General features: G+C 70.9%; 17 protein-coding genes. 6 read left to right on the plus strand and 11 right to left on the minus strand.

Annotated features, from left to right (window positions below; translation table 11 throughout):
- Nucleotides 1-105: 105 nt before the first annotated feature.
- Together AB0E78_RS12835 and AB0E78_RS12840 are read left to right on the plus strand one after the other, a co-directional pair.
- On the plus strand, nucleotides 106-834 hold the full coding sequence (locus tag AB0E78_RS12835) for a lysophospholipid acyltransferase family protein (RefSeq protein WP_361831320.1): 729 nt from the start codon (nucleotides 106-108) through the stop codon (nucleotides 832-834).
- Nucleotides 835-912: 78 nt separating this feature from the next.
- The gene (locus tag AB0E78_RS12840) at nucleotides 913-1407 is read left to right on the plus strand and encodes a YbaK/EbsC family protein (RefSeq protein WP_361831322.1); all 495 of its coding nucleotides are present in this window, start codon (nucleotides 913-915) and stop codon (nucleotides 1405-1407) included.
- Between the two features lie 57 nt (nucleotides 1408-1464).
- On the opposite strand, the gene AB0E78_RS12845 is transcribed toward AB0E78_RS12840, so the two are convergent.
- The 8 genes from AB0E78_RS12845 to AB0E78_RS12880 form a co-directional block, all read right to left on the minus strand.
- Nucleotides 1465-3069, minus strand: coding sequence for an alpha/beta hydrolase (locus tag AB0E78_RS12845; RefSeq protein WP_361831324.1), 1605 nt, complete (start codon nucleotides 3067-3069; stop codon nucleotides 1465-1467).
- Nucleotides 3070-3220: 151 nt separating this feature from the next.
- Nucleotides 3221-3994, minus strand: a complete 774-nt coding sequence (locus AB0E78_RS12850) for an urease accessory protein UreD (protein ID WP_361831326.1) — start codon at nucleotides 3992-3994, stop codon at nucleotides 3221-3223.
- Nucleotides 3991-4674, minus strand: coding sequence for an urease accessory protein UreG (gene ureG / locus AB0E78_RS12855; RefSeq protein ID WP_361831328.1), 684 nt, complete (start codon nucleotides 4672-4674; stop codon nucleotides 3991-3993). Before ureG ends, AB0E78_RS12850 begins: the two co-directional genes overlap by 4 nt.
- Nucleotides 4675-4806: 132 nt before the next feature.
- Nucleotides 4807-5481 (minus strand): urease accessory UreF family protein, encoded by a 675-nt coding sequence (locus AB0E78_RS12860; protein ID WP_361831330.1) that lies wholly within the window; start codon nucleotides 5479-5481, stop codon nucleotides 4807-4809.
- A gap of 15 nt (nucleotides 5482-5496) precedes the next feature.
- Nucleotides 5497-7218 (minus strand): urease subunit alpha, encoded by a 1722-nt coding sequence (locus tag AB0E78_RS12865; protein ID WP_361831332.1) that lies wholly within the window; start codon nucleotides 7216-7218, stop codon nucleotides 5497-5499.
- On the minus strand, nucleotides 7211-7540 hold the full coding sequence (locus AB0E78_RS12870; protein WP_361831334.1) for an urease subunit beta: 330 nt from the start codon (nucleotides 7538-7540) through the stop codon (nucleotides 7211-7213). The genes AB0E78_RS12865 and AB0E78_RS12870 overlap by 8 nt, the downstream gene beginning before the upstream one ends.
- A gap of 13 nt (nucleotides 7541-7553) precedes the next feature.
- On the minus strand, nucleotides 7554-7856 hold the full coding sequence (locus tag AB0E78_RS12875; RefSeq protein WP_361831764.1) for an urease subunit gamma: 303 nt from the start codon (nucleotides 7854-7856) through the stop codon (nucleotides 7554-7556).
- A gap of 200 nt (nucleotides 7857-8056) precedes the next feature.
- A complete protein-coding gene (locus tag AB0E78_RS12880; RefSeq protein WP_361831336.1) occupies nucleotides 8057-8677 on the minus strand; it encodes a helix-turn-helix domain-containing protein in 621 nt (206 codons plus the stop codon).
- Between the two features lie 142 nt (nucleotides 8678-8819).
- Here AB0E78_RS12880 and AB0E78_RS12885 point away from each other — a divergent pair, with 142 nt between their 5' ends.
- Nucleotides 8820-9830: an ABC transporter permease gene (locus AB0E78_RS12885; protein ID WP_361831338.1), complete on the plus strand. Its 1011-nt coding sequence runs from the start codon at nucleotides 8820-8822 to the stop codon at nucleotides 9828-9830.
- 84 nt (nucleotides 9831-9914) lie between these two features.
- Here AB0E78_RS12885 and AB0E78_RS12890 read toward each other — a convergent pair whose 3' ends face one another.
- Both AB0E78_RS12890 and AB0E78_RS12895 read right to left on the minus strand, forming a co-directional pair.
- Entirely contained in the window at nucleotides 9915-10202 is a 288-nt protein-coding gene (locus AB0E78_RS12890; RefSeq protein ID WP_361831340.1) for a type II toxin-antitoxin system Phd/YefM family antitoxin, read from the minus strand.
- Between the two features lie 73 nt (nucleotides 10203-10275).
- Nucleotides 10276-10629, minus strand: a complete 354-nt coding sequence (locus tag AB0E78_RS12895; RefSeq protein WP_361831342.1) for a helix-turn-helix domain-containing protein — start codon at nucleotides 10627-10629, stop codon at nucleotides 10276-10278.
- A 133-nt stretch (nucleotides 10630-10762) separates the two neighbouring features.
- On the opposite strand from AB0E78_RS12895, the gene AB0E78_RS12900 reads away from it, so the two are divergent.
- Together AB0E78_RS12900 and AB0E78_RS12905 are read left to right on the plus strand one after the other, a co-directional pair.
- The gene (locus AB0E78_RS12900; protein ID WP_361831344.1) at nucleotides 10763-11209 is read left to right on the plus strand and encodes an ANTAR domain-containing protein; all 447 of its coding nucleotides are present in this window, start codon (nucleotides 10763-10765) and stop codon (nucleotides 11207-11209) included.
- A gap of 124 nt (nucleotides 11210-11333) precedes the next feature.
- Nucleotides 11334-11534 (plus strand): WhiB family transcriptional regulator, encoded by a 201-nt coding sequence (locus AB0E78_RS12905; protein ID WP_361831346.1) that lies wholly within the window; start codon nucleotides 11334-11336, stop codon nucleotides 11532-11534.
- On the opposite strand, the gene AB0E78_RS12910 is transcribed toward AB0E78_RS12905, so the two are convergent.
- Nucleotides 11464-12471: a Ppx/GppA family phosphatase gene (locus tag AB0E78_RS12910; RefSeq protein ID WP_361831766.1), complete on the minus strand. Its 1008-nt coding sequence runs from the start codon at nucleotides 12469-12471 to the stop codon at nucleotides 11464-11466. The two genes, AB0E78_RS12905 and AB0E78_RS12910, sit on opposite strands and share 71 nt — an antisense overlap.
- A 75-nt stretch (nucleotides 12472-12546) precedes the next feature.
- Between AB0E78_RS12910 and AB0E78_RS12915 the strand changes: the two genes are divergently transcribed.
- Entirely contained in the window at nucleotides 12547-14019 is a 1473-nt protein-coding gene (locus tag AB0E78_RS12915; protein WP_361831348.1) for an aminotransferase class I/II-fold pyridoxal phosphate-dependent enzyme, read from the plus strand.
- Nucleotides 14020-14028: the final 9 nt, after the last annotated feature.

Here is a 14028-nt window from a genome sequence, read left to right on the forward strand (position 1 = left end):
CCCTTCTCCCGTCGGGGCGGCGCACCTAAACTGACCGCTGCGCGAGGACCCGTGACCTGCGACGACGCAGAACCCAGGCCGGTCCACCTGAGTGAGGAGCAACGGGTGTTCTACTACCTGCTCAAGTACGTCGTCCTGGGGCCGCTGCTGCGGCTCATGTTCCGGCCGCGCATCGAGGGCCTCGAGCACATCCCGGAATCCGGTGCGGCGATCGTGGCGGGCAACCATCTCTCGTTCTCGGACCACTTCCTGATGCCCGCCATCATCAAGCGGCGGATCACCTTCCTCGCGAAGGCCGAGTACTTCACGGGCCCCGGCATCAGGGGCCGCCTGACGGCCACGTTCTTCCGCAGCGCAGGCCAGATCCCGGTGGACCGCTCCGGCAAGGAGGCGGGCCAGGCCGCGATCCGCGAGGGCCTCGGGGTGCTGCGCAAGGGCGAGCTGCTCGGCATCTATCCGGAGGGCACCCGCTCGCACGACGGGCGCCTCTACAAGGGGAAGGTCGGCGTCGCCGCGATGGCGCTCAAGGCGCAGGCACCGGTGATCCCGTGCGCGATGATCGGCACGTTCGAGGCCCAGCCGCCGGGCCAGAAGGTGCCGAACTTCCGGCGCGTGGAGATCCGGTTCGGCGCCCCGCTGGACTTCTCGCGCTATGCCGGCATGGAGAACGAGAAGGCGGTCCTGCGCGCGGTCACGGACGAGATCATGTACGCCATCCTCGGGCTCTCCGGCCAGGAGTACGTCGACAAGTACGCCGCGGTCGTGAAGGCGGAGGAGGCCGAGCGCGCCGCCGCGGCGAGCAGGCGGAAATTCCCCCGGATGCCGCTGAGTTGATGCCGTGACATACGGTCCTGCCAACGGGCGGCACCGCGCGGACAAGACGCCTTGCCGGCATCAGGGGAGAAGAAGCGGATGAACGAACACAGCCTGTACACCAAGCTGATCGGGCTGCTCGACGAGCGGGGCGCGGCCTACCGCGTCATCGAGCACGAGGAACAGGGCGCCACGGAGGCGGTGAGCACGCTGCGGGGCAACACCCTCCAGCAGGCCGCCAAGTGCATCGTGGTGATGGTGAAGACCGGCAAGAAGACGAAGCGTTACGTGCTCGCCGTGGTGCCCGGTGACCGACGTGTCGACCTGAACGCCGTCAAGCAGCTCCTCGGCGGGACGTACGCGGGCTTCGCCACGCAGGAGGTCGCCGAGCGGCTCGCGGGGAGCGTGAGCGGCACGATCCTGCCGTTCTCCTTCGACCCCGAGCTCGAACTGGTCGTGGATCCCGCGCTGCTCGCCCATGAGGAGCTGTTCTTCAACGCGGCGCGCCTGGACCGTTCGCTGGCGCTGCGGACCGCGGACTACGAGGCGATCGCGGAGCCGCGTACGGCCGTGATCGCGCAGGAGGCGGCATAGCGAAGGGGCGACCGGGTGATCCCGGTCGCCCCTCGCCAGTTGCCTAGCGGCAGGACATTACGGCTTGGGCGTGGCGTGCGGGGTGCACGTCACGTCCTTGCTGTCCACCTTGCCGGTCAGCAGGTAGGTGTCGACACGCTCGTTGAGGCACGGGTTGACCAGGTTCGTGATGCCGTGCGAACCGGCGTCCTTCTCCGTGATCAGGCGCGAGCCCTTGAAGCGCTTGTGGAGCTCGACGGCACCCTCGTACGGCGTGGCCGCGTCGCGGGTCGACTGCGCGATCAGCACGGGCGGCAGGCCCTTGCCGGTCTTCACCTCGACGGGCTCGTGCTGCTTGCCCGACCAGGTCGCGCAGGGCAGGTTCATCCAGGCGTTGGCCCACGTCATGAACGGGTTGTCGCGGTGGATGCGGGTGTTGTCGCGGTCCCACTTCTTCCAGCTGGTGGGCCACTTGGCGTCCGCGCACTCGACGGCCGTGTAGACGGCGTTGCCGTTCTCCGACGCGATGTTGCCCGCGGTGTCCGACAGGTCGGGGCTGGCTGCCTCGATCAGCGGCTTGGCGTCACCGGCGACGTACTTGCTGAAGTTCGTCGCGATCCCGACCCAGGCGGAGTCGTAGTACGGCGCACTCTGGAAGTAGGCGATGAGCTCGGCGGGGCCGACGACTCCGCCCAGCGGCTCCTTCTTCGCCGCGGCACGCAGCTTGTCCCAGTTCTTGGCGACCTTCGCCGCGGTGTCACCGAGGTGGAAGGTGGCGTCGTACTTGGCGACCCACGTCATCCAGTCCTTGAGACGGATCTCGAAGGCGACGTCCTGGTCGAGGTTGGCCTCGTACCAGATCTTCTTCTTCGACGGGTTGACCACCGAGTCGACGACCATGCGGCGCACGTGCGACGGGAACAGCGTCCCGTAGACCGCGCCCAGGTAGGTGCCGTAGGAGACGCCGAGGAAGTTCAGCTTCTTCTCGCCCAGCGCGGCCCGGATGACGTCCAGGTCGCGTGCGGTGTTCGGCGTCGTCATGTGGTCCAGCATGTCGCCGCTGCGCTCGGCACAGCCGTCCGCGTACTCGGCCGCGAGCTTGCGCTGGGCGCGCTTGTCCGCCGCGGAGCCCGGCACCGGGTCGGCCTTGGGGGCCTTGACGAACTCCTGCGGGTCCACGCAGGAGATGGGCGCCGAGTGACCGACGCCGCGCGGCTCGAAGCCCACGAAGTCGTACGCCTTGGCCGTCTTCTCCCAGAGCTTGGCCTTGGTGACCACGCGGGCGGGGAAGCGGAGGCCGGAGGCGCCGGGGCCGCCCGGGTTGTAGAGGAGAGCGCCCTGGCGCTCCTTCTTCGTCCCGGTGCTGGCGATGTGGTCGACCGCCAGCTTGATCTTCTTGCCGTTGGGCTTGGCGTAGTCGAGCGGGACGGTGACCCATCCGCACGTGATCGCCTTGTCCAGACCCCAGTCGTCGGGGCACGCCTGCCAGTCGATGCCGGCCTTGGCGGCACGCTGCGCCGCGAGCGCGACACCGCGCGCCTCGGAGCTGGTGCGCTGGCGGGCGTCAGCGCTGCCGCTGCTCCGGCGGGCGTCCGCTTGGGCGACGGGCGCCATGATCGCGCCCGCTATGAGCGAGCCCGTGATCAGCGTGCCGGCGGCGCCGAATGCTGTGGTGCGTCTCAACTGGTTCCTCCCCCTGTCGATTTCCCTGTCGAATTTCGAACAGTAGGAGGATCCTGTCGGTCAACGGGTTCAGTCCGACAGACCGGACAGGTGTTTCTTTACCAATCCGATAGACGGTGCAGGGAACCCCGCTGAGCGGTTATGCCCCTGTTCACGTGAGTGTGCGCACGGCCTCGTCGAGGACGCGGCGGACCCGCAGGGCGTCGGGGGCGACGGCGGTGACGAGCACGGCGGGGCCGGCGAGCGGAGTCAGCGACGCCGCCTCGCCGAGGAGTGCGGGCCCGGGCATGCCGTGCTCGAACTCCGGCCGTACGACGATGAGTTGGCCGATCGCGCGATGACCTGCCAGGACGGCGGGGCCGTCCCATCCGCCGGGCGCACCGGGCCCGCAGGAGAGCTCCTGATCGAGGAGGAGACGGCCCACCCGGCGCACGGTGAGGCGGCTGCTGAGGCGTCCCGGATCCTCGCCGGTCCTGCCGAGCACCTGCTCCTCCCGCAGCACCAGGCTCGCGCTCGCGGCGAGGTCGGCCCGCGTGGTCACCCGCAGGTCGCTGTCGCGTACGGAGATCAACTGCTCCGGCAGCCACAACAGTTCCGCGTCCTCGCCGACCGTGAGCCGCACGTCGTAGCGCGCCGCCTCCTTCGACTGTCCCGGCAGGGCCAGCGTGGCGGCGGCCGAGCCGATGTGCAGCCGGGCCCCGTCGTGAGCGGCGGCCTCGACCGTGAGGTGATCACCCCCGAGGGGCCCGCTCATCGCCCCGACGAGGGTGACCGTGGCGCCCCTCCCTGCCGACCTGGTGCGGCGCGGGGCCAGCTGTCCCTCCCCGTCGAGCACGGGCAGGGCGGTGCCGCCCCGCCCGTCGCCCCGCGCGGAGATCCGGGCGATGCCGCGCACCCCGGACGGCACGGCGGTGTCCACGCTCATGCGGACGCGGTCCAGGCCGCGTACTGCGCACGCACCCAGGCGGCGACGGGGCCGACGCCCTCGTCCGAGCGCAACGACTGGAAGGCGACAGGGAGTTCGCCGCGCTGGGCCTTGGCGTCCGCGGCCATCCCGGCGAGGTCGGAGCCGACGTGCGGGGCGAGGTCCGTCTTGTTCACGACGAGCAGGTCGGCGGTGGTCACGCCGGGGCCGCCCTTGCGGGGGATGTCGTCGCCGCCCGCGACGTCGATGACGAAGATCTGTGCGTCGACGAGTCCCTTGGAGAAGGTGGCGGTGAGGTTGTCACCGCCGGACTCGACGAGGATCAGGTCCAGCGGCCCGATCTCGTCCTCCAGGTCCTCCACGGCCTCCAGGTTGGCGGAGATGTCGTCGCGGATCGCGGTGTGCGGGCAGGCGCCGGTCTCCACGGCGGTGATCCGCTCGGGCGGCAGGACGGCTTCGCGGAGCAGGAACTCGGCGTCCTCGCGGGTGTAGATGTCATTGGTGACGACGGCGAGCGACAGCTCGTCCCGCAGGGTCTTGCACAGCGCGGCGACGGTGGCGGTCTTGCCGGACCCGACGGGCCCGCCGAGCCCGATCCGCAGGGCGCGCCGACGCCCGTCGGGGCGGTGCGCGTCGGCGCTGATGGCTGCGGGGCCGTCGTGGGAGTGGTCGAGGTGCATGGTGGTTACTCCAGAAGATTCAGTGGTTCAGTTGGGGACACGCCCGGCGGGGCCGGCCGGTCCACGGGCCGGCGGACGCGGGGAGCGAGCACCCGGTCTCGGAGGGGGCGGGTGCGGGGAGCAAGAGCTCTCCTACGACGCGAACAGCCGCACAGGCCATGCGGCATGCGCCTCCGCCCCGATCTCCATGAGCGGCGCGGAAGCCGCGGGCAGCGCGTCGACGCCGTCGGAGACCGCGCGGCGTGCCGCCTGCGCCGCCTCCGCGGCGACCAGGTCGAGCTCCGGGGCCAGCCGGGCCAGCACACCCGTCGCGTCGAACGGGTCCAGGCTCAGCAGCCGCACGGTCGCCGTCGCGGGCCCGCTGACACATTCGTACGCCGAGCAGTACGCGGCGTCCTCCGGCCCGAGCCCCGCCGCCCGGGCGGCGAGTCCGAGCACCACCGGCTGATGCGCGCCCTTGGGCAGCGCCGCCGAGAGCCGGTCGAGGGCAGGGTCGGGCCAGGTGGCCCTGGCGGCCCGCATCATCTGCCGCCCGAGCCGCCGTCCAGCGACCCGCAGCGCGGCCGATGGAGTGCGCGCGTCGGCGGCCTCGTCCAGCTCCAGCGGATCGAGACCGAGCGCGGCGGCGGCCGCCAGCGAGGCGGACACGAGCCCCGTGGTGTGCAGCCGCCCGCGGCAGAACTCCCCCAGGCTCGCGGCGCCGGTGATCCGGCCCGCCTTGACGGCCTCCTCGGCCCCGCCGGAGTGCGCGTGCCCTCCGGCGGGGAAGCGGCCGTCGGCGAGGACGAGCAGCGCTCCTCTAGACATGACGTACGACCGCCATCAGAAGAGGAAATACCGCTGCGCGAGCGGCAGTTCGGCGGCGGGCGACGGCTCGACGAGCTCACCGTCGATGGTGACGGCGAAGCTGTCGGGAGCGACCTCCACCCTCGGCAGGGCGTCGTTCTCGCGCATGTCCGCCTTCGTGCGCCCGCGCGTGGAGCGGATCGCGGTGAACTCCTTGGCCAGACCGAGCCGCTCCGGCAGCCCGTCGTCCAGCGCCGACTGCGTCACGAAGTTGAGCGAGTTGAGCCCGGGCGCCGTGCCGTGCGCACCGAACATGGGCCGCGGCAGGACGGGCTGCGGCGTGGGGATGGAGGCGTTGGCGTCGCCCATCTGCGCGTACGCGATCTGCCCGCCCTTGATGACCAGCTGGGGCTTGACGCCGAAGAACTTCGGGTCCCACAGCACCAGATCGGCGAGCTTGCCGCTCTCGACCGAGCCGATCACGTGGTCGACGCCCTGCGCGACCGCCGCGTTGATCGTGTACTTGGCGACATAGCGACGCGCACGCCGGTTGTCGGCGCGGGTGTCCCCCGGCAGGAAGCCGCGTCGCCGCTTCATCACGTGCGCGGTCTGCCAGGTGCGCATGATGACCTCGCCGATGCGCCCCATGGCCTGCGAGTCCGACGACATGATCGAGATGGCGCCGAGGTCGTGCAGGATGTCCTCGGCCCCGATGGTGGTGGGCCGGATCCGCGACTCGGCGAAGGCGAGGTCCTCGGGGACCGCCGGGTTGAGGTGGTGGCAGACCATCAGCATGTCGAGGTGTTCCTCGACAGTGTTGACGGTGTGCGGCCGGGTCGGGTTGGTGGAGCTGGGCAGCATGTTCGGCAGCGACACCGCCGTGATCATGTCCGGGGCGTGCCCGCCGCCCGCGCCCTCGACGTGGAAGGCGTGCAGGGTGCGGCCCGCGACTGCGGCGAACGTGGCGTCGATGAAGCCCGCCTCGTTGAGGGTGTCGGTGTGCACGGCGAGCTGGGCGCCGGTCTCCTCACAGACGTTCAGGCATGCGTCGATGGTGGCGGGTGTCGCGCCCCAGTCCTCGTGGATCTTGAAGCTGACGGCCCCGGCCCGCAGTTGGGCGTGCATGGACTCGCTGGAGACCGTGTTGCCCTTGCCGAGGAAGCCGATGTTGACGGGGCTCGACTCCATCGCCGCGAACATCCGGGCCAGGTGCCAGGAGCCGGGCGTGATCGTGGTCGCCTTGCTGCCTTCGGCCGGTCCGGTGCCGCCGCCGATGAGGGTGGTGACCCCGGACGCGAGCGCCTCGTCGACGATGGTCGGCGAGATGAAGTGGATGTGGGTGTCGATGCCGCCGGCGGTGAGGATCTTGCCGTTGCCCGCTATGACCTCGGTCTCCGGGCCGATCACGAGATCGGGGTGCACGCCGTCCATCGTGTCCGGGTTGCCGGACTTGCCGATGCCGGTGATGCGGCCGTCGCGGATGCCGATGTCGGCCTTGACGATGCCCCAGTGATCGATGACCACGGCGCCGGTGATGACGGTGTCGGGGGCGCCTTCGGCACGCGTCGTACGCGACTGCCCCATCGACTCACGGATGACCTTGCCGCCGCCGAACACGGACTCGTCGCCGGAGCGTCCGGGGCCTCCGGAGCGGTCCTCCTCGATCTCGACGAGGAGGTCGGTGTCGGCAAGCCGTATCCGGTCGCCCGTGGTGGGGCCGAACAGGTCGGCGTACGCGGCGCGGGAGAGCTCAGGCATCGAGGGGACCTCCGGTCTCGCCGCGCAGTCCGGGCACGATGCGCAGACCGGCCAGGGGGACGAGTTCGACGTCGACGGGGATTCCGGGCTCGAAGCGCACGGCGGTGCCGGCGGCGATGTTGAGCCGCTTGCCGTGCGCGGCGGCACGGTCGAAGTCGAGACCGGGGTTGGCCTCGGCGAAGTGGTAGTGGGAGCCGACCTGGACGGGACGGTCGGCGGCGTTGAGGACGGTGAGGGCGGTGACCTCGCGGCCCACGTTGTAGGCGACGGGCTCGTCGGCGAAGAGGATCTCGCCCGGGACGACTTGATGCGCGGAACTCATCTGGCAGCCCCCGTCAGACGATCGGGTCGTGGACGGTGACGAGCTTGGTGCCGTCCGGGAAGGTGGCCTCGACCTGGACGTCGTGAATCATCTCGGGGATGCCGCTCATCACGTCGTCACGGGTGAGCACCTTGCGCCCCGACGACATGAGTTCGGAGACGGTACGGCCGTCCCTGGCGCCTTCGAGAATGTGGGACGTGATGAGCGCGATCGCCTCGGGGTGGTTGAGCAGCAGCCCCCGCGCCCTTCGCTTCTCGGCCACGTCCGCGGCCACATGGATGAGCAGTCTCTCCTGCTCGTGCGGGGTCAGTTGCACGCGTCCCACCTCACAGTCCTTCGCTCCGGACCGTGCGGGGTCCGGCTGCCGCGGCCACCGCGACGGATATAGATGTAACACACAGGGAGCGCGCTTGATCTTGCGCACCCCGGTTACGAAAACCCCTGGTGGCGTGGGCTCGCAGGGTAGTTGGGAGGAGTTTCAACGAGGTTAACCAGCGCTTGACCACTCCATGACCATCAGCTGGGCTGACCCATACTCATCAAGCCGCGCAGACCGTCCTGCAGCGCCTCGACCGGGACCTCGTCGAACAGTGCGAGCTGCGCCACGAATCCCTGGGCCGCGCCGATCATCACCCGCGCGACGTGGTCGGCCGGGATGTCGTCCCGCATCATGCCCGCCGCCTGATATCCCTCGACGATCTTCACCCACGCCGCCCGCACCTTGGCGTACCCCTGGCGCATCACGGCCGCGAGCTCTTCGTTGCGCAGGGTCTCCGCCCACACCTGGACGATCAGACGCGGGAGGTACGAGGACTCCCCCTCCTGGACACCCGTCCTGCGGCCGAGCACCTGGGTCAGCGCCCGGCCGACCAGCACGTCCGGCGGTGGCGGCGGAGTCTCCTCGGCCGCCGCCTCGAAGGTCGCCCGGATCCATTCGAGGACCTCACCGACGATCGCCCCGATCAGCTCCTCCTTGCCACTGAAGTAGCGGTAGACCGCCCCGGCCGAGAGGCCGACCTCCTTGAGCACGTCCTGCATCGACGTGGCATGGAAGCCGTTTCGGGCGAAACAGAGGGCGGCGCCGTCGAGGATCTGGCGGCGGCGTGCGTCTAGGTGCTCCTGGGATACGCGGGCCATGCCGCCAAACTAAAACGAACATTCCTTCTTGACAACCGCCACACCCGGCAAGGACAGTGTGGGCATCACGTAAAACGAACGATCCTTCTCTTTAAACCAAGAGCGCACGTTTCAAGCAGGAGCGCACGAAGGAGCTCAGCTCATGTCCACGCCCGTCGCCACCTCTCCCCCGCAGGGCCGCCGCATGGTGGCGGTGGCCGTCCTGGTCCCGACCCTCGTGGCCCTCGCCCTGTGGGCGTTCGCCTGGCCCGCTGCCAGGACCGCCCCGCGCGACCTGCCCCTCGGCGTCGCGGGACCCGCCGCGGCGACGGCCCCTCTCAAGGCCCGGCTGGAGCACCGCGAGGGCGCGTTCGAGATTCACCGGTACGCCGATGAGGCCGCGGCCCGCGACGCCATCGAGGACCGGGCCGTGTACGGAGCGGTCGTGGTCACACCGAAGGGAATGAAGCTGCTGACCGCGACGGCGGCGAGCCCGGTGGTCGCCCAGCTCCTGGAGCAGGCGGTGGCCGGTCAGGCCCCGGCGGGGACCGACGTGCCGACCACCGATGTGGTGGCCGCGCCCGCGGCCGACCCACGGGGCTCCGCACTCGGCGCGAGCGTCCTGCCGCTGGCGATCGCGGGGGTCGCGGCCGGTGCGATCGTGACGATGCTCGGCCTGCGCGGTGTCCGCGCGGTGGCCTCCCTCACCCTCGCCGCCGCCCTGGTCGGCATGGTCGCCGCCGCCGTGACCCACAGCTGGCTGGGCGTTCTGACGGGCAACTGGTGGGCGGAGGCCGGGGTGTTGAGCCTCTCGACGCTCGCGGTGGGCGCCACCGTGGCCGGATGCGCCGCACTCCTCGGTCCGGCGGGCATAGGGGTCGGCGCACTGACGATGGTGCTGCTCGGCAATCCGTTCTCCGGCGTGACGTCCGCGCCGCGGCTGCTGCCCGAACCAGTGGGATTCATCGGCCAGTTGCTGCCGCCTGGCGCCGGAGGCACCCTGCTGCGCTCGGTGTCCTTCTTCGACGGCGCGCGCATCACGGGCCCGCTCGTCACCCTCGCCGTCTGGGCCCTGCTCGGCCTGACGGCCGTACTGCTCGGGGTGCTCCGCCGGCCCGCCGCCACGGCGCGCGACGAGGCGCCGGCGGCGAGGGAAGCGGTGCCGGTCGCCTGACCCTGCAGCACACGAAGACAGCCGTACGCCCCCGCCGTAGCGGACCGGGGCGTACGGCCCTTCCCGCGCTCAAAAGCCGTACGGCTACTTCGCGTTGGGTCCGCGGTGCTCGGCGGCGATGCCGAACCGCTGCCGCTCGCCCGCGCCGGACGACGAGGACGGCGTGGAGCCGAGCGACGAGACGGAGCTGACGACCTGCTCGTCGTCCGCCGCCGCCAACGCCTCAAGGCGTTCCAGGTCGGCGGCGGAGACGAGGGCCACGAGCGGCTTGCCATGACGGGTGACGACCACCCGCTCACCGCCGTACACGACGCGGTTGATCAGGTCGGCGAGCTCTGCTCGGGCTTGCGTCACCGGAATCTCGTAGGCCATGCTCCCCAGCTTAACCGTCGTCCGGCACGGCCATCCGGTCCGTGCGGAACAGATGCGCCGCAGGTCAGAGGGGTCATTCAGCGGATTCCCGCGCCGACTCCACCTGCCGGGCATCCTTGCCCCGGCCGTCGTCGTGCTGGGCGAGGAGCGTGAGGAGTTCCGCCACGGCGAGCCCCGATTCGGCGGGGTGACGCAGGATGGTCCCCGATTCGATGCGATACGTGTTGGAGCGGCCTTGACGTGTGTGGGAGAGGTATCCGCCTTCCTCGAGGTCGGAAACGATCTTCTGTACGGCACGCTCGGTGAGCCGGCAGCGAGCGGCGATGTCCCGGATACGGGTGGCGGGGTCGTGGGCGATCGCGGCCAGCACGCGGGCGTGGTTGGTGAGGAATGTCCAACCGCTGTGTGATTCAGGTACTGCAGCCATCCCCCCAAGATAGGGCCATTGATTCACGCATTCAAAAGGGCGAACTACATTTCCGGTATCTCTTGACGGGTGTGCCGTGCCGGGTCGACGCTGTGTGAGGTGATGACGCCCGGACGCCTACGGAGTGGCCGCCATGACAGAACGTGTGCTTTCCACGCGGCTCGCGGGGAGCTGCGAAGCCACCCGCGCCATGCACTCCCGCCCGCCGGACGGGCCGGACCGGCCGCCACCGCCGATCACACCAGCCGTCACCGGTGACCTGGTGACCGTTTCGGACGCCAACTCCGAGCAGGACCCGCGCGTCGAACTGGTCCAGCTGCGCCGGGCCATGGAGACGCGCCCCGTCATCGACATGGCACGCGGCGTCCTGATGGCATCCTTCGGCCTGAGTGCCGACGACGCGTGGAGCGTGCTGGTCTCGCTCTCCCAGAACACGAATACCAAGCTGCACCTCGTGGCGGAGGAGGTGGTCGGCTCCGTCACAGGAGGCAAGATCCCGAAGTCGTTCCGAAAGCAACTGGCCACGACGATCGCCGGACTCCGGACGGCACCGGCAACGGCTCACACCGGCGAGGAGTGAGCCCGAGGACTCTCCGGCCCGCCCCTTCACCCGGCCCTCTCGGTTTCCGTCCGCGCGGCGCGGGCACCCGGGCCCCCGCGCCGGACCCGACAGCAGCGAATTCCGCCCACCATTGTGCTGCCCGGTGCTCCGTCCCTGCCTCGCCCGGGCCCTCGACAGCGGCCAGGCGCACGGCGTCCGGGGCGGCGCCAGCACCGAGGAGCGTGCGGTACTGCACCGCCAGGGCTCCCTCACCCACGGCAGCGCCGACCGCGTCAGTGCTGCAGCGCCGCGATCCTCAGCGGGACCGGCTGGGCCGCGGGCGGCGCGGCCTCCGTCCGGCTGACCTCCGCCCACCACTCCCCGCCGTCCTCCATGTGGCGCAGGAGTACGCCCTCGCGGATGGCCCAGGGGCAGAGGGTGACCGTCTTGACGTCCGTCAGCTTCATCGCCGTATGCCCCACGATCGCCCCGGCCAGGCTCTGTGCGGCCCGCGGCGCCGAGACCCCCGGCAGCGTGGCCCGCTCGGCCGCCGGCAACGCGGCGAGCCGGTCACGGCAGCGGCGCAGGTCCGCCCGGCTCAACTGCCTTTCCATGAAGGGTCCGTGGCGCCCCGGGGCGGCGCCCCCGAGCCGCGCCAGTTGCTGGAACGTCCGGGAGGTCGCCACGGCGGTGCGGGGCCCCTCCCAGCGGATCCGCGCGGCGACGTCACGCAGCTGGTGACGCACCTTGCGCCGCAGCGCCTTCACGCTCTGCTCGGTCGGCGGGTCCTCGCCGTCGAAGAACTCCCGGGTGAGGCGGCGGGCGCCGAGGGGCAGCGACGCCACGTAGTCCGGGAGCCGCCCGCGTCCGAAGGCCACCTCCATGGAGCCGCCGCCGATGTCGAACATGGCCAGCGGCCCGGCCCGCCAGCCCATCCACTGACGGGCGCCCAGAAAGGTGAGTTCGGCCTCCACCTCTCCGGGCAGCGTGCACAGCCGTACGCCGGTCTCCTCGCCGATGGTCCGCAGCACGTCCAACCGGTTGGGCGCGCTGCGCACCACCGTCGTGGCGAAGGCGAGCGGCTCCGCCGCGCCCCATCTTCGGGCGGTCCCGGCGGCCGCGGCGACCGCCGTGGCGAGCTGCCCCACCGATTCCTCGGGGATCACCCCGCACGGCCCCACCTCCTCGGAGAGTCTCACCTTCCACTTGGCGGTGTGGACCGGCAACGGCACACCGTCCTCGGCGTCCACAACGACCAGCCGGACCGCATTCGAACCCACGTCCATCACACTCATCCGCATGTCACTCTGAGTACCCATCAGGCCAGGGATCAGTCACTCTGATTGACCTTCGCGCGGCCAGGGAACTCGTGATCCATGACCGTCGACCACGCCCGGGCCCCCGTATTGGAAGCCCTGGCGGACCACCGCAGCAAAGGCCGCATCGCTTTCACCCCACCGGGCCATAAGCAGGCCCGGGGAGCCGATCCGCTGGTGCGAGAAGTGCTGGGCGACGCCGTCTTCCACGGCGATCTCCTCGCCTCCGGGAGCCTCGACGACCGTCTCGGCCGCGGCCGGGTCCTGGAACGGGCGGAGCAGCTGATGGCCGACGCGGTGCACGCGTCGCGCACTTTCTTCTCGACGTGCGGCAGTTCCCTGTCGGTCAAGGCAGCGATGCTCTCGGCCGCGGGGCCGCACGAGAAGCTGCTCATCGGACGCGACGCCCACAAGTCCGTCGTATCGGCCCTGATCCTCTCCGGCATCCGCCCGGTCTGGGTCGACCCCTCCTGGGATTCCGAACGGCACCTGGCACACCCGCCCACGGCCGAGGCCTTCGCCGAGGCGTTCGCCGCCCACCCGGACGCGAAGGGTGCCCTGGTCACCAGCCCCACCCCGTATGGGAGCTGCGCAGACCTGCGCGGCATCGCGGAGGTCTGCCACCAGCACTCCCGTCCGCTGATCGTGGACGAGGCCTGGGGCGCACACCTCCCCTTCCACCCCGACCTGCCGTCCTGGGCGATGGACGCGGGCGCCGACGTCTGTGTGACCAGCATCCACAAGATGGGCAGCGGCCTGGAGCAGGGGTCCGTCTTCCACCTCCAGGGCGACCTGATGGATCCGACGGTGCTGAAGTCCAGGGCGGATCTGTTCGGCACCACCAGCCCCTCCGTGCTCATCTACGCCGGGCTCGACGGCTGGCGCCGCCAGATGGCTCGGCACGGCAAGGAACTCATGGGAGCCGCCCTCGATCTGGCGGCAGACGTCCGGGCGGCGATCGAGGAGATCCCCGGACTGCACGTGAACGACAGGGACGACTTCTGCGGGCCCGCGACCGACTTCGATCCGCTGCCGGTCGTCATCGACGTGAGCGGCCTGGGAACCTCGGGCTTCCGGGCGGCGGACTGGCTGCGCGAGCACCGCTCGGTCGAGGCGCACCTGGCCGATCACCGCCGCATCAGCACCCAGCTCACCCACGCGGATGACCGGGAGACGACGGAGGAGCTCCTGGCCGCGTTGCGGGACCTGGCCCAGGCCGCTCCCGGACTGCGTCCGGCGCCGGCCGTGGACGTCCCCTCCCCCACCGCCCTGCGCCTTTCCCAGGACGATCTGCCCCGTGACGCCTACTTCGGGCCCACCGTCGACGTTCCGGTGGCCGAGGCGGCGGGACGCGTGGCGGCCGAGATGCTGACGCCGTACCCGCCCGGAATTCCCGCGGCGCTGCCCGGTGAACGTCTCACCGAGCCGGTGCTGCGCTATCTGCGTACCGGCAAAGCGGCCGGGATGAATCTGCCTGACGCCGCGGATCCCGGTCTCGACACCGTGCGGGTCGTCCGGGACCAGGCCCGCTGAGGGGCCACC

Origin of the sequence: Streptomyces sp. NPDC032198, assembly GCF_040636975.1 — a bacterium.
In the GTDB taxonomy this organism is placed as follows: domain Bacteria; phylum Actinomycetota; class Actinomycetes; order Streptomycetales; family Streptomycetaceae; genus Streptomyces.